13 protein-coding genes are annotated in these 15,374 nt (G+C 70.0%); 10 read left to right on the top strand and 3 right to left on the bottom strand.

The features are described 5' to 3' along the window. Positions 1-35: 35 nt before the first annotated feature. The 10 genes from obgE to MKK51_RS19060 all read left to right on the top strand — a co-directional run bounded on the left by obgE (position 36) and on the right by MKK51_RS19060 (position 9,920). The gene (gene obgE, locus MKK51_RS19015) at positions 36-1,070 is read left to right on the top strand and encodes a GTPase ObgE (RefSeq protein WP_243979683.1); all 1,035 of its coding nucleotides are present in this window, start codon (positions 36-38) and stop codon (positions 1,068-1,070) included. Positions 1,071-1,122: 52 nt separating this feature from the next. Next, positions 1,123-1,398: a type II toxin-antitoxin system VapB family antitoxin gene (locus MKK51_RS19020; protein WP_243979685.1), complete on the top strand. Its 276-nt coding sequence runs from the start codon at positions 1,123-1,125 to the stop codon at positions 1,396-1,398. A gap of 213 nt (positions 1,399-1,611) precedes the next feature. Beyond that, positions 1,612-2,763, top strand: a complete 1,152-nt coding sequence (gene proB / locus MKK51_RS19025; RefSeq protein ID WP_243979687.1) for a glutamate 5-kinase — start codon at positions 1,612-1,614, stop codon at positions 2,761-2,763. 107 nt (positions 2,764-2,870) lie between these two features. After that, on the top strand, positions 2,871-4,169 hold the full coding sequence (locus tag MKK51_RS19030) for a glutamate-5-semialdehyde dehydrogenase (RefSeq protein WP_243979689.1): 1,299 nt from the start codon (positions 2,871-2,873) through the stop codon (positions 4,167-4,169). 21 nt (positions 4,170-4,190) lie between these two features. Continuing rightward, positions 4,191-4,802, top strand: coding sequence for a nicotinate-nucleotide adenylyltransferase (locus tag MKK51_RS19035; RefSeq protein ID WP_243979879.1), 612 nt, complete (start codon positions 4,191-4,193; stop codon positions 4,800-4,802). Between the two features lie 73 nt (positions 4,803-4,875). Further along, the gene (gene rsfS / locus MKK51_RS19040) at positions 4,876-5,307 is read left to right on the top strand and encodes a ribosome silencing factor (RefSeq protein ID WP_018041688.1); all 432 of its coding nucleotides are present in this window, start codon (positions 4,876-4,878) and stop codon (positions 5,305-5,307) included. A gap of 32 nt (positions 5,308-5,339) precedes the next feature. Beyond that, the gene (gene rlmH, locus MKK51_RS19045) at positions 5,340-5,840 is read left to right on the top strand and encodes a 23S rRNA (pseudouridine(1915)-N(3))-methyltransferase RlmH (RefSeq protein ID WP_243979692.1); all 501 of its coding nucleotides are present in this window, start codon (positions 5,340-5,342) and stop codon (positions 5,838-5,840) included. Positions 5,841-5,902: 62 nt separating this feature from the next. After that, positions 5,903-7,213: a murein hydrolase activator EnvC family protein gene (locus tag MKK51_RS19050; RefSeq protein ID WP_243979880.1), complete on the top strand. Its 1,311-nt coding sequence runs from the start codon at positions 5,903-5,905 to the stop codon at positions 7,211-7,213. Beyond that, positions 7,213-8,535: a S41 family peptidase gene (locus tag MKK51_RS19055; protein ID WP_243979694.1), complete on the top strand. Its 1,323-nt coding sequence runs from the start codon at positions 7,213-7,215 to the stop codon at positions 8,533-8,535. The genes MKK51_RS19050 and MKK51_RS19055 overlap by 1 nt, the downstream gene beginning before the upstream one ends. 161 nt (positions 8,536-8,696) lie before the next feature. Further along, positions 8,697-9,920, top strand: coding sequence for a divergent polysaccharide deacetylase family protein (locus tag MKK51_RS19060; protein ID WP_243979882.1), 1,224 nt, complete (start codon positions 8,697-8,699; stop codon positions 9,918-9,920). Positions 9,921-10,235: 315 nt separating this feature from the next. Here MKK51_RS19060 and MKK51_RS19065 read toward each other — a convergent pair whose 3' ends face one another. The 3 genes from MKK51_RS19065 to MKK51_RS19075 all read right to left on the bottom strand — a co-directional run bounded on the left by MKK51_RS19065 (position 10,236) and on the right by MKK51_RS19075 (position 15,353). Continuing rightward, positions 10,236-11,429 carry a murein L,D-transpeptidase family protein gene (locus MKK51_RS19065; protein WP_243979697.1) on the bottom strand — a complete coding sequence of 398 codons (1,194 nt, stop codon included), beginning with the start codon at positions 11,427-11,429 and terminating at the stop codon, positions 10,236-10,238. A 131-nt stretch (positions 11,430-11,560) separates the two neighbouring features. After that, positions 11,561-14,113, bottom strand: coding sequence for an ABC transporter ATP-binding protein/permease (locus tag MKK51_RS19070; protein WP_243979699.1), 2,553 nt, complete (start codon positions 14,111-14,113; stop codon positions 11,561-11,563). A gap of 166 nt (positions 14,114-14,279) precedes the next feature. Beyond that, positions 14,280-15,353, bottom strand: coding sequence for an acyltransferase family protein (locus MKK51_RS19075; protein ID WP_243979701.1), 1,074 nt, complete (start codon positions 15,351-15,353; stop codon positions 14,280-14,282). Positions 15,354-15,374: the final 21 nt, after the last annotated feature.

The raw sequence follows: 15,374 nt of genomic DNA on the forward strand, positions 1-15,374 counted from the left end.
CCCTCGGCGAAGGAACGACAGAGACGAGAACACCCGTGAAATTCCTCGACGAAGCCAAGGTCTATGTGCGCTCCGGTGACGGCGGCGCCGGCTGCGTCGCGTTCCGGCGCGAAAAGTTCATCGAGTTCGGCGGCCCCAACGGCGGCGATGGCGGCCGGGGCGGCGACGTCTGGGTCGAGTGCGTCGACGGCCTCAACACGCTGATCGACTACCGCTACCAGCAGCACTTCAAGGCCAGGAAGGGCGAGCACGGCATGGGCTCGAACCGCCACGGCGCCAACGGGGCGGACGTGGTGCTGAAGGTGCCCGCCGGCACCGAGATCATCGCCGAGGACGGCGAGACCCTGATCGCCGACATGACCCATGTCGGCCAGCGTGTGCGTCTGGCCAAGGGCGGCAACGGCGGCTTCGGCAACGCCTACTTCACCACCTCGACGAACCGCGCCCCGAAACACGCCAATCCGGGCCTCGAAGGCCACGAGCAGTGGATCTGGCTGCGCCTCAAGCTCATCGCCGATGCCGGCCTCGTCGGCCTGCCCAATGCCGGAAAGTCCACCTTCCTCGCCACCGTGACGGCGGCGCGTCCCAAGATCGCCGACTATCCCTTCACCACCCTGCATCCGGGCCTCGGCGTGGTCCGCTCCGACGAGCGCGAATTCGTGCTCGCCGACATTCCGGGACTGATCGAGGGCGCCCATGACGGCGTCGGGCTGGGCGACAAGTTCCTGGCACACGTGGAGCGCTGCCGCGTGCTGCTCCACCTCGTGGAGGCGACGAGCGAGCATGCCGGCAAGACCTACAAATTGGTGCGCAAGGAACTCGAGGCCTACGGCAACGGTCTGGCCGACAAGCACGAGATCGTGGCCCTGTCGAAGGCCGACGCCGTCGATCCCGATACGCTGAAGGAGCAGGTGGCGCGGCTGAAGCGGGCCTCCAAGGCGAAGCCGCTGATCCTGTCCTCGGCCACCGGCCTCGGCGTGCAGGACGCCCTGCGCGCGATCACCCGCGAGATGATGGAGGCCAAGGCGGCCGAGGCCGAGGCTCAGCCGGCGGAGGCCTGGCAGCCTTGAGGACACGGGCATGTAGCCCTAAGCTACGTGCTGCCGGCGGTGGAGTTCGGGGATGACGAAGCAACTGAATGTGAGGAGCGACGTCGCCTACGAGATCGCACATTCTCTGGCTCGCTCCAGCAGGACATCCATCGCCGATGTGGTCGAAACGGCGTTGAGGGAATTCAAGGATCGCCGGTCCCAGGCATGGGACGTGCTGGCCCCCGAGGAAGTGGAGCGGCGGTATCAGGAATTGCGGGCCTTGTCGGCTCGGAGTGCGGCCACCAAACTGCTCGGCGCGACGTCGGACCATTCCGACATGTACGATGAGAACGGCCTGCCGATTTGACTGCGGCGGATCATACGATCGCCGTCGACACGTCGGCCCTCGTGGCGATCTTCCTGCGTGAAGACGGACCCGTCGATTACGGCCGCCTTTTCCACCGTTCCATCTGCCTGATCGGGACGCCGACTCTTGCGGAGCTTCACCTGTGCCGCTCCTGTTCAAGGGCAACGATTTTTCACGAACGGACCTCGCCTGCGCCGTGCAAAGCTCCCGATAATGACCTCTTCTCAACACGTCACCTCTCCCCAGATCCCCGCCCTCCAGGATTTCCGCCGCGTCGTCATCAAAGTGGGCTCGGCGCTTCTCGTCGATCGCGCGCGGGGGCGCCTGCGCCATGCCTGGCTCGCGGCGCTCGTCGAGGACATCGCCGAGCTGCATGCGCGGGGCGTCGACATCCTCGTCGTCTCCTCGGGCGCCATCGCCCTGGGGCGGACGGTGCTCGGCTATCCGCCCGGCACCCTTCGGCTGGAGGAGAGCCAGGCCGCCGCCGCCGTGGGGCAGATCGCGCTCGCGCGCTATTGGGCCGAGGCGCTCGGCCATCACGGCATCGCTGCGGGCCAGATTCTGGTGACGCCGCAGGACACCGAGGAGCGCCGCCGCTACCTCAATGCCCGCGCCACCGTGCTGAAGCTCCTCGAAGTCCGCGCCGTACCGGTGGTCAACGAGAACGACACGGTCGCCACCAGCGAGATCCGCTACGGCGACAACGACCGCCTCGCCGCCCGCGTCGCCACCATGATCGGCGCCGACGTGCTGGTGCTGTTCTCCGACATCGACGGTCTCTATACCGCCCCCCCCGCCAGCGACCCGCATGCGCGCCATCTGCCCCTCATCGAGCGGATCACGCCGGAGATCGAGGCCATGGCGGGCGGGCCGGCCTCGGAACTGTCGCGGGGCGGCATGCGCACCAAGGTCGAGGCGGGCAAGATCGCCGCGAGCGGCGGCACCCACATGATCATCGCCGACGGGCGTGAGAAGAACCCCCTGCGCACCATCGTCCAGGGCGGGCGCTGCACCTGGTTCCTCTCGGGCTCGAACCCCGTCGCCGCCCGCAAGGCCTGGATCGCCGGATCACTCGAGCCGCGCGGCACCCTCGTGGTCGATGCCGGGGCGGCCCGCGCCCTGCAGGGCGGCGCGAGCCTGCTGCCGGTCGGCGTCACCGCGATCGCCGGAAGCTTCGGGCGGGGGGATGCCGTGATCATCCGGGACGTGCAGGGCCGCACCTTGGGGCGCGGCCTCGTGGCTTATGACAGTGCACAGGCGGCACAGATCATCGGTCGCCCGAGTCGGGAGATCGCAGACTTGCTCACTCATCCCGGTCGCGCTGAAATGGTGCATCGCGATGACCTCGCGATGGCGGGAGAATAGGCTCGACTATTAAGCAATGTGCTTGTTTTGCCGCCTCGACGCATGGCATGAGGGCACGATCGACATGCCGCCATCGCCTTGAACGGTGAGCTGCGAGGAAACAGACCGTGCCCGTTCTGAACCTGAGATCCGATTTCGCCGCCGCCCCCGATCTCACCGAGCAGATGCAGGAGATCGGCCACCGCGCCCGCGCCGCCGCCCGCAAGATCGCCCAGGCCTCGGCCCAGGCGAAGGATGTCGCCCTCCGTCAGGTGGCCGATTGCCTGAGGGCGAGCCGGGACGCGATCCTCGCCGAGAACGCCCGCGATGTCGCCGCCGCGAAGGCGAGCGGACAGACCCAGGCGCTGATCGACCGCCTCACCCTCGACGAGGGCCGGCTCGCCGCCATGGCCGACGCGGTGGCCAAGATCGGCGCTCTGCCCGATCCCGTCGGCCGCCAGCTCGCGGCGTTCGAGCGTCCCAACGGACTCCTGATCGAGCGCATCGCCGTGCCGCTCGGCGTCGTCGGCGTCATCTTCGAGAGCCGTCCCAACGTCACCGCCGATGCGGGCGCTCTCTGCCTCAAGGCCGGCAACGCGGCGATCCTGCGCGCCGGGTCGGACAGCCACCGCACCGCCATGGCCATCGCCCGCGCCATGCGCGAGGGGCTGGAAGCCGCCGGCCTGCCGGCGGATGCGGTACAGATCGTCCCCACCCGCGACCGCGCGGCGGTGGGCGCCATGCTGTCGGGCCTCGACGGCTGCATCGACGTCATCGTGCCCCGCGGCGGACGCGGCCTCGTGGAGCGGGTCCAGTCCGAGGCCAAGGTGCCGGTCTTCGCCCATCTCGACGGCATTTGCCACGTCTACGTGGCGGCCGGCGCGGATCTCGACATGGCCCGCACCCTGGTGGTCAACAGCAAGATGCGCCGCACCGGCATCTGCGGCGCCGCCGAGACCCTGCTCGTCGATGCCGCCGTGGCGGAGACCCACCTCGCCCCCCTGGTCACGGCGCTGATCGAGGCCGGCTGCAGCGTCCGCGGCGATGCGGCGACCCAGGCGGTGGATGCGCGGGTCACCGCCGCATCCGAGATCGACTGGCGCACCGAGTATCTCGACGCGATCATCGCCGTGAAGGTGGTGGACGGGCTCGACGCGGCGATCGCCCATATCGAGGCCAACGGCTCGCACCATACCGACGCCATCGTCACGGGCGACGCCGCCGAAGCGACGCGCTTCCTCGCGGAGGTCGATTCGGCCATCGTCACCCACAACGCCTCGACGCAATTCGCCGATGGCGGCGAGTTCGGCTTCGGCGCCGAGATCGGCATCGCCACCGGGCGGATGCATGCGCGCGGCCCGGTGGGCGTCGAGCAGCTGACGACCTTCAAGTACCGGGTCCATGGCCGCGGGCAGACCCGTCCTTGATACGGCTTGCCCGCTTCACCCGTGCGGCTTGAGGCGGAGGGGCTCGTCCGGCTGCCCCCCGCCGTACCCGGCCTGCGGATCGGCCTCTATGGCGGATCCTTCAATCCCGCCCATCTCGGCCACCGCCACGTGAGCCTCGTGGCGCTGAAGCGGCTGCGGCTCGACCGCATCTGGTGGATGGTCACCCCGGGCAACCCGCTGAAGGACCGCACGGTTCTCGCCCCCCTCGAGACGCGGATCGCGGTGGCGTCCGCCGTCGCAGACCATCCGCGCATCGCCATCACCGGTTTCGAGACGCGGATCGGCGCCCGCTATACCCGCCAGAGCCTCGCTTACCTCCAGGCCCGCCACCCCGCCGTGCGGTTCGTCTGGATCATGGGGGCCGACAGTCTCGCGGCATTTCACCGCTGGCGTGATTTTCGTGCTATCGCCGCCACGATGCCGATCGCGATCATCGATAGGCCGGGCTTCACCCTGACGGCGCCGCGCGCCCGAGGGGCGCAGGCGATGGGACGGTGGCGCATCGACGAATCGGATGCGGGTCTCCTCGCCGATCTCGAACCCCCGGCCTGGGTGTTTCTCCATGGCCCGCGCTCGACCCTGTCGTCCACGGCCCTCCGGGGCGGACGATGACGAGCGCGTCGCGACTCTTGAAAACGGAGAGTGATCGTTCCACTCTCTCCAGACTATAGATTGTTCAGGTAAAATGACCGCCGTCACTTCGGGAATCGAGACACTGACCGATTCGCACCCTTCCGGAACCACAGGTTCCGACCACGCCACCGATCAGAGGATCGGCGATCTCAAGGCGCTCGCGCTCGATTGTCTCGAAGACATGAAGGCGGAGGAAACCATCGAGATCGATCTCGCCGGTCGGACCTCGCTCGCCGACACGATGATCATCACCTCCGGCCGCTCGCAGCGCCATGTCAGCGCCATCGCCGACCGGATCCTGCAGGAAATGAAGTCCAAGGGCTTCGGAACGGCCCGGGTCGAAGGCCTGCCCGCCTGCGATTGGGTGCTGATCGATACGGGCGACATCATCGTCCATATCTTCCGCCCGGAAGTCCGCGGCTTCTACAATCTCGAGAAGATGTGGGGTGCCGATCGTCCCACCACCGACCTCATGGCCGGCTGAGCACCGTCCCGGTGGCGCGGGGCATCTGAGGCGTGCGTCTGCTCGTGACGGCGGTGGGCCGCCTCAAGCCCGGACCCGAGCGGGATCTGGCGTCGCGCTATCGTGATCGGGCGGTGCAGCTCGGTCGCGGGCTGGGCGTTACCGCCTGCGACATCGTCGAGATCCCTGAGAGCCGGGCCCGGCGCGCCGTCGACCGCAGCGTGGAGGAGGGGGCGGCGATCCTGTCCCATGCCCCGGCCTCGTCGAGCGTGCTGCTGGTCTATGACGAGCGCGGGCGCTCGGACTGGACCAGCGAGCGCATCGCCGAGCGGATCGCGTCCTGGCGCGATGCGGCGACGGCGACCCTCGTCGTCGCCATCGGCGGCGCCGACGGGCTCGCGCCGGCGGTGCGTGCGCGCGCCGACCTCTCCCTCGCCTTCGGGGCGGCCACCCTGCCTCACGGCCTTGTGCGCGTGCTCGCCCTGGAGCAGGTGTACAGGACGCTGACGATCCTTGCGGGACATCCCTATCACCGGGGCGACATCGACGCATGAGGGGCGGATACGCGCGACGCGGATCTGACGGCGGAGCGCTCCGCATCGCTGCCTTCGCGGCGATGGCGGTGCTGGCGCTCGGTCGTGCCCAGGCCCAGGACGCTTCGAAACAGCAGGACACTTCGAAACAGCAGGACGCCGCCGCCGACGCGGTCCAGCGCGCCATCGACGAGAAGGCCCGCCGCGCCGAGAACCTGAAGCGGATCGAGGAGCAACTCGCGGCCTCCACCGGCGCGCGGGCCAAGCTCGAAGCGGAGATCGCCTCGGTCGCCGGAGACCGGGCCAAGCTGAATGCCGCCCTCCTCGATGCCGCACGCCAGGCGCAGGCCACCGAAGACAGGATGAGCCGGCTCGAGGAGCGCCTGAAGACGCTCACCGCCAGCGAATCCGGCATCCGCCGCTCCCTCGAAGCGCGACGGGGCGTCATCGCCGAAATCCTCGCCGCCCTGCAACGCATGGGCCGGCGGCCACCGCCGGCTGTCCTGGTCCAGCCGGAGGACGTGCTCGCCGTGATCCGTACCTCGATGCTGCTCGGGGCCGTGGTGCCCGAACTGCGCGGTGAGGCCGAGACCCTGGCCGCCGACCTCACCGAGATGGTGCGGCTGAAGGGGCTCATCGCCGCCGACCGGGAAGGCCTGCAGAACGATCTGACCGGCTGGGCGAGGGAGCAGCAGCGGATCAACGCCCTCATCACGGCACGCCGCACGCGCCTCGCCGAGGTGGAGAGCGGTCTCGTCACCGAGCGCGCGCGCACGGCCGAGCTCGGTGTCCAGGCTAAAAGCCTGAAGGAGCTCCTCGACCGGATGGAGAACGAGGTCGCCTCGGCCCGCCGGGCGGCGGAGGAGGCGCGTGCCGCCGAAACGCGGGAGGCACGGGCGACCCAGGAGCGATTCGCGGCGGCCGGCGCGCGCGATCCCGCGCGGCTCGCCCCGAAGATCCGCTTCGTCGATACGCGCGGCGACGTGCCCAAGCCCGTGAGCGGCGCGACCCTGCGCAGCTTCAACCAGCCCGACGGCAACGGCGGAACGACCCGCGGCATATCGCTCGCGACCCGCCCGAAGGCGGTGGTTTCGTCTCCGTCCGATGGGTGGGTGTCGTTCGCCGGGCAGTTCCGCTCGTATGGACGACTCTTGATCATCAATGCCGGCGATGGCTACTATCTGCTGCTGGCCGGTATGGATCAGATCAGCGTCGAGGTCGGACAGTTCGTGCTTGCGGGGGAACCGGTGGCGGCCATGGGTGAGGGCGGCCAGGGCACCGCTCCGGGCGACCGTGACGGGCCGGTTCTATACGTCGAGTTCAGGAAAGACGGCGGCTCCATCGATCCGGAGCCGTGGTGGGCGAAGAGCCCCAGCGAGAAGGTTCGCGGATAATGCGCAAGATTTCCCTAGTCCTGGCCGGCGCGTTTCTTGGCGTCGGTTCCTCCCTCCTCGCGACCCAGACGCATCTGCTCTCCGGGACCAGCGCGGTGGCGGCCTCCGCGGAGACCTATCGCCAACTCAGCCTGTTCGGCGACGTGTTCGAGAAGGTGCGAACCGACTATGTCGAGAAGCCCGACGAGGCCAAGCTGATCGAGGCGGCCGTCAACGGCATGCTCACCTCGCTGGACCCGCATTCGAGCTACATGGACTCGAAGAGCTTCCGCGACATGCAGGTGCAGACCAAGGGCGAGTTCGGCGGCCTCGGCATCGAGGTCACGATGGAGGACGGCCTGATCAAGGTGGTCAGCCCCATCGACGACACCCCCGCCTCCAAGGCCGGCATCCTCACCAACGACATCATCACGCAGATCGACGAGGATCAGGTCCAGGGCCTCACCCTGAACCAGGCCGTCGACAAGATGCGCGGACCGGTGAACTCGCCGGTGAAGCTCAAGATCTCCCGCAAGGAGTCCAAGGATCCCATCGACGTCGTGCTCAACCGCGACGTCATCAAGATCAAGCCGGTGCGCTCGCGGGCCGAGGGCGGCGACGTCGGCTACATCCGCCTGACTCAGTTCACGGAGCAGACCTATGACGGCCTGCGCAACGCCATCGAGAAGCTCTCCACGGAAGTCGGCCAGGACAAGCTGAAGGGCTACGTCCTCGACCTGCGCAACAATCCGGGCGGCCTCCTCGACCAGGCCGTCTCGGTCTCCGACGCGTTCCTCGACCGGGGCGAGATCGTCTCCACCCGCGGCCGCAACCCGGACGAGACGCAGCGCTTCTCGGCCAAGTCCGGCGACCTCACCAAGGGCAAGCCCATCGTCGTCCTGGTGAATGGCGGCTCGGCCTCGGCCTCGGAGATCGTGGCCGGCGCCCTGCAGGATCACAAGCGCGCCACCGTGCTCGGCACGCGCTCCTTCGGCAAGGGCTCCGTCCAATCGATCATTCCGCTGGGCGGCAGCGGCGCGCTGCGCCTGACCACGGCGCGCTACTACACGCCGTCGGGCCGCTCGATCCAGGCCAAGGGCATCGAGCCGGACCAGGAGGTCCTGCAGGAGATTCCCGACGAGCTGAAGGGCAAGGACGAGACCAAGGGCGAGGCCGGCCTGAAGGGTCACCTCAAGCAGAAGGACGTGGAGGAGCGCGGCGGTTCGTCGGCCTACGTCCCGCCGGATCCGGCCAAGGACAAGCAGCTCATTGCCGCCGTCGACTTCATCCGCGGCATCCAGAAGGGCGCGGCCAACACGCCCAAGGCCGCCGTTCCGAACTGACGATCCCGGTACGCTCCTGAAACGCGGCTCGTGTCGCCGGGTTTAAGCAAACGTTAACCAGCGCGGCCCGCAATGTCGGTGAGAACCGACTCTGCGGGCCGCTTCGTTTCTCGCATCGTGCGCGCCCAGCATCCGTCGGTCGCGAGCCCTCAGGGAAACGGCTGACCGTGGCCACCGACGACATCCTGACCCGTCCGCTGGGAACCGTGAGTGCTGCGGCGCCCCGCTCGCTCGGCCAGCGGTTGCGCGGCGTCGCGATGCCCAGGATGAGCGCGGCGGCCGTGGTCGCCGTGGCGGTGGCGAGCCTCGCCGTCGGCGGCACCATCCTGGCGATGACCGGCGACCCCCGGGGCGGCGAGCCGTCCGCCATCGCGACGATCACCCTGCGCGAACCGGCCGCTCCTCCCCCCGTGGCGAAGGCTCCCGAGCCCCCGGCATCGGCCCCGCGCTCGGCCGGCGAGGTCGAGACGGCATCCGGCGTCCACGTGGTGCGGCCTGCCGGCACCGCCGCCCCCACCGATGCGGTGATCATCCGCGTGCCCAATGCCGAGCCCGCGCGCCTCGCCGCCCCCGACCCGCGGCTGATGGAACGCGGTCGCCACGGCAGCTTGCCCAAGATCGGTGACGACCGCCGCCGGCCCCTCGACGTCTATGCCCGTGCCGATTCCGCCACCGGGGCGCCGGGCGCGCGCATCGCCCTTCTCGTCACCGGTCTCGGGGTCGGGCAGGCCGCCACGGCCGGCGCCATCGCCCGGCTGCCCCCCGCAATCAGCCTCGCCTTCTCGCCCTATGGCGGCGACCTCGAACGCAGCGTCGCCCGCGCCCGTGATTTCGGCCACGAGATCCTGGTCCAGGCCCCGATGGAGCCGTTCGATTATCCCGACAGCGATCCCGGTCCGCAGACCATGCTGACGGGTTCGCGCGCCCCTGAGAATCTCGACCGGCTGTCCTGGGTGATGAGCCGGTTCGGGGGCTATGTCGGCCTCGTGAACTTCATGGGGGCCAAGCTCGAGGGCGATGCGGCCGCCTTCGAGCCGGTGCTGCGCGAGATCGGCGCCAGGGGGCTCGGCTTCGTGGATGACGGCACCTCGTCGCGCTCCCTGGCGACGTCTCTCGGCGGCAAGCTGAAGGTTCCCGTCGCCCGCGCCGAGATCGTCCTCGACGCCATGCCCCAGGCCGAGGCCATCGACCGCGAACTCGCCCGACTCGAAGCTCAGGCCAAGGCCAACGGGTTCGCCCTGGCCTCCGCCGGGGCGATGCCCATGACGATCGAGCGGATCGCCCGCTGGTCGCGTGACCTCGAAGCCCGCGGCGTTCGCCTCGTCCCCGTCAGTACCGCCCTGCGAGGGACACCGCCCGCGCGCCTGTCGAGCGCGGGGCCGTGACTTGGGCTCCGGTCGGTCGGTTCGGCTGAGCCTGCCGGTCGCCGAAGGACGAGGGCAAAAGCTGGTCGCTCGTCGTGCGGTCCCCGCCTGAGCATCCCCTGTCCCCGCTGCGGGGAGAGGGGAACCCGCACGGCTGTGGCGTCAATCCAGCCCGCCCATACTGAAGCGGCCGCTTGCAACGAGCAACGAGCGGAGGCTTCCGACGGCGAGGCGCTAAAGCTGCGCCCGACCACGTTGGGTCGGGACACATCTCTAGCCCCTTGTTCTGCCGCGCTCCTTTTCGCCGAACCGGCATCCGCTTCGGCGGAGAGCGCTCTAGCGCTGCGCCAGGGTCTCGACGAGGGCCGGCGGGGTCGGGGCCGGCATCTGTCCGGCGAGGGAGGCCGAGAGCATCGTCGGCAGGGTCTGATCGTAGCGCGTGACGAGGGCGGCGAAGCGCGACGGCTCCGCCTCGTAGGCCGGCTTGAACCCGCGCACCCTCACCAGCGCGGGAACCGACGCCGCCGCCATCCAGCGCGACCACACCGCTTCGGCGACGAGGACCGGGCGGCGCTGGGCCGGGATCACGATCACGTCCTGGCCGGCATAGGCCAGGGCCTCGGGTCGGCTGACATCGCCGAGGGAGACGCCCTTGGCGGAGAGGGCGGCCCAGAAGGGATGCTGCGCCCCGTCCGAATAGGTGGTGCGCACGGCCGCACTTCCTTCCTCCACGAGGCTCGCGATGCGCGCCTCCTCCTGCACCCGCCGCGCCGTCACGAGGGATTCGAGGGCGGGATCCTTGTAGGGGAGGAAGGCGTAGCGGCCGGATGTGACGGTGACGTTGGGCTCCTCGCCCGTCGCCTCGAACCGGTCGGCGCCTTCCTTGAGCTGGCGCCAGAACGCGATGTTCGGGTCCGTGCGGTAGCGGGCCATGTTCGCCGCATTCATCCGGAACGGGAAGGACTGGAACTGGAACGCCGCCTGACCGCCGGCGAAGGCGTCGCGGGCGATGGCGTAGATCTCGCCGACCACCTGGTCGGTCATGGCGAAACACCCCATCGACGAGCAGACGCCGTGGACCATCACCGCCGAGCCGGTGGAGCCCTGCGCGCGGTCATAGGCATTGGGATAGCCCACATCGAAGGAGAGGTAGTAGCTCGAATTCGGGTTCATCTGGCGCTGGGGCACGGAGTAGAACCCCTCCGGCGTCTGCCGGTCGCCGCTCTTGCGCTTCGGGCCGAGCTGGCCCGACCAGCGGCAGATCGGGAAGGTCTTGATGAGGACGAAGCGCCCGTTGACGGCCTTCTTCCAGACCTCGATCTCGGATTCCTTCTTGTAGGCCCTGAACAGGACCGGCGCCGAGGCGCTGGTGCCCTTCTGGCTCATCAACGCCAGGGTCGCCGCCGGGATCGGCGCGGTGGCCTTGGCCGATTGCGCCCGTGCGATGTCCGGCGCCACGAGCGCCAGAGCGAACAGCAGAAGCCAGGCGATGGCGCGGCGCGGGAGGAGTGGCGAGGGTAGAACGACCATGCCCGGCCCTGGAGAGGGGTCCGCCGACGTGGCCGGCGTCGTGCAGCGGGGTGCACGCGTCCCTGCCTATCCCATCCCAATGGGGCGGCAATAGGGGAGGCGGCCGGACCCGTTGGTTTGTCCTCGCCGTATCAGGCGGCCAGCACCGTGTTGCGCTCCACATGCAGCACCGCGCCGAAGGGATCGTTGGCGTCGAGGGGGGCGGCACTCGGCAGGCAGACGATGAGGCCGCGACCGGCCCGCGCCGCGCGCAGGCTGGCGAGGCGCTCCCGGATCTCGGCGGCCTTGCCGTCGTCGAGGGCGATGGCGACGACCACGATGTCGGGCTTGCGCACGAGGCAGCGGGCGAGGTCGATGCCGATGCGCTCGCGGGAGCCGATGGCGTTCTCCCCGAGACTGGCCCCGCCGCCACCCATGCCCGGCTCCACGCGGCTGGCGAGGCCGAGCCGGTAGACGGCGGATTCGAGGTGCTGCTGGACGAGGACGCGGCGCACCAGCGCCCGCACGCGCTGTTCGGCCCCCGCCTCCTCGCCGTTGATCCGGCCGAACAGCAGGTTTTCCTCGAGGCTGGCGGCGGGATTCAGCCGGGTGGGATCGTAGAACTCGACACTCGCGCGCAGGCTCTGCGGCATCAGCCGCGCGAAGGAATGGCGCGCGGCGACGATGCGCTCCTCGAAGGCGGCGTCGATCAGGCCGAACCTGTGCCGGGTCTCGCTGTAGCGGAGCGCCAGCCCGATCAGGCGCTTGCGGTCGCGCTGGCCCGCCGGCCCCCGGCGCCAACCCTTCGCCTCGGGCTGACGGCTGACGAGATCCTCGAAGAATCCGCGCTCGGCCGCCGGGAACAGCGAGAACGCATCGAAGAGGGGGTGATCGTCCGGCAGGTCGGCGAAGATCTCGATGGTGCTGCGCGCCACCTGCAGCCCGATCTCGGTGAAGGGCCGGGTCAGGTCCTCGGCCTCCAGCACCGCGCGCAGGTAGGGATGGGCGGCGATATGGCTGCCGGAGAAGGCTGAGCCGACGGCCTCGCCGAACAGGATGTTCTCGCCCACCGTCGCCTGGTGGTTGTAGCGGGCGGGATCGAACGGCTCCACCAGCCGCGCCGCCTTGTCCGCCACCAGGGCCTCGCGCACGGCGTGGCGGGCGGCGACGATCGTCTTCGCGACGGCCGGCTCGGCCGCAGGGTCCACCGTGCCTTCGAGGCCGCGCGCATAGACGAAGGCGTCGAGCCCGGTCAGGCGCAGCACTTCGATGAGGTCCGCCTCCGAGGGACGTTCCTGGCGCGCCGCGCCGTAGAGGATGTTCTGCTCCAGCGTGCCCTCGATCAGGATCGCCTCGGCGCCCGCCAGGGCGATGTGGCTGGCCCGTTCGGCCGGATCGAGGCTGCGCAGGTCGATCCCGTCATAGGTCACCGACCCCGCGGTGGGTTCGAGCTGGCCGGCCAGCAGGGCGGCCAGCGCCCGTGCGCCGCTGCCGCGCTCGCCCACGATCGCCAGATGGGAGGGCATCGCCACGGTGACGTCGACACCGGTGAGGCGCTCGCCGCTGGCGGGATCGTAGGCGCCGACCCCCGACGCGGCGAGCGCCCCGCCCTTCGGCAGAGCTGCGAAGGGGCCGGGCCTGTAGCCGCCGCGACTTTCCAAGGAAACAAGGGTCGCCGCGAGATCGCGGAAGACCGGGGACACCCCCTCGTGGATCGAGCGCAGGCGCAGGGTCACCGCGAGGGCGAGGACCGCGAGGGCGAAGCCGCCGCCGGCCGCCACCAGGGCGCCCGGCGCCACGGGAGGCGCCGTGCCGCTCTCGCCGCGCCACAGGGCCACGGCCAGCATGATGGCGGGAAGCAGGACGCCGAGGGCGAGGGAGGGCGCCCGCGCGAAGGCGAGGGAGGATTCGGCCGCCGCGAGGGCATCGCGGATCGCCGCCCCCTTGGCCGCGAGGCGACCGCGCTCGAAGGCCTCGGCCCCATGGGCGCGCACCGCCGGAACCCGCCGGATGAGGTCGGAGAGGAACCGTTCCGCCGAGACGCCGGAACTGAGGCGCAGGATCGTCCGCTCGCGGGTGCGGCGGAGGATCAGGATGCGGGCGAGGGCGGCGGCGAGAAGGCCCACCGCCACCGCCGGCACCAGCCTCGGGGCGGCGAGGCCGGCCATGGCGAGGGCCAGGATCATGGTGGCCAGAGCGGCGACCGGGACGACGATGCCGAGGCCGAACAGCGTGTCGATCCGCGCCAGCATCGCGCCCACGTGCTGCGTCAGGCTACGGGCCTCGTCCCGAGCGGCCGTGGGGGCATGCAGGATCGCCGTGGTCACCCGTTCGTTGAGGAGACGGATCGTCCGGGACTGGGCGGAGAAGCACAGGCGGGCCACGATCCAGCCCAGGGCCGCCGCGAGCACCGCGACGGCGGCGAGGCCGGTCAGCGCCCACAGGACCACGTCGACGGGCGCCAGGGGCCAGCCGGAGACGGCCACCAGGGCCGGGTCACCGGCCGCGTTCCAGGGCCGTTCCATGGCGATCCGGAGGAAGGGGACGGTCTGCGCCGGTGCCTGGACCAGGACGCTCACGAGATCGCGCAGGCAGAGCAGGGCGAACAGGGCGATGGGAAGGCCGATTCCCAGCGTCAGGGCGATGGCGGAAGCCTGGAGTGTCCGCGCCGACTTCCAGGCGAAGACGATCGGATCACGATCCATCGACGTTTCCCTCCGGCGGGCCGCGCCGGGTACGGTCCATCATCCGAGGTCGGCTTAGAGGATCGTCGCCGGGCAGGGAAGGCGGCAAGCGACGGGCGGTATCGCTACCGTGTCATGCGGCACGGCTTGGCGGGCGCCCCGGCGGACGGAAGCATGCCGTACCGGCTCACGCCGGATCGGGTCGACGCATCACGGCCACGCTTGTCCGCACCTGCCCCAGGCGGCGGCGAACCCGGTCGAGGGCGGGGCGCTCGACGGCGTAATGATAGAACAGGCCGACCACCACGCCGCAGCCGATGCAGAAGGCGAGGCACAGCGGCCAAGCGGCGAACGCTCCGAGGCGGGCTGCCATACGGGCGGCCAGGGAAGCGATCGGATTGTGGACGAGGTAGATCGCATAGGACGCATTGCCGAGGCCAACGAGAAACAAGGGCGCGCGGATCAGGCCGACTTGTTCGAACCGCACGGCCCCTGCCACGATGCAGGCAAGGCCGATGCCGTGCGGCAGGCGGTGGAGCCCCCCCGGATCCGGAGGCGAGAACGCGACCGCGGCGCCCAGGACGCCGAGGCCGATGCACAGGACGACCCACGCGCCGCGCAGGTTCAGCAACCAAACGGCATGGGCGGCTAGCATGCCGAGGACGAAATCGAGATTGATCGGCGCGAGGAAGCTCCAGGCGCTTGGGACATTGCCGGTCTCACCCATGCCCCACGGGGCCGCGGCCAGGATCAGCACCACCCAGCCGGCGACCAGCCAGGCGAAGCGCCGGATCACATACGACACCAAGAACAGGCCGTAGAACATCATCTCGTGGACGAGGGTCCAGGCTACCGCCAGCGCTGGAGGCAATCCCGTCGGGATCAGCGTCAGGGACGTCAGCAGACTCCATTCGCGTGTGCTGCCGGAAAGCCGAGGCAGCGCCAGATAGATGCCGATGAGGCCCAGGGAGACGGGCAGGTAGGGCACATAGATGCGCGCGAGCCGCTTCCAGACATAGGTCCGCGCGGTCTGGCTGTCGCGTGCATCTCCCGCATGGGCGAAGAGGATGATGAATCCACTGAGCACGAAGAAGAAGTCCACCCCGAACGCCCCGTAGCCGCTGGCCCGGAAGACGGCGTCAGGCAGGCCCTGCCCGAAGTCGCGGGTGGCGATGGCGGAATGGAATGCGACGACGGCCAGGGCCGCGACGGCACGGCCGCCCTGCAACACAGTCAGCGTCGGCGTTCCGGCGTGTTTCATGTCGCGTCTCGGCTGTATTTC

The sequence above is a fragment of the Methylobacterium sp. E-045 genome (assembly GCF_022829685.1).
Taxonomy (GTDB): Bacteria; Pseudomonadota; Alphaproteobacteria; order Rhizobiales; family Beijerinckiaceae; genus Methylobacterium.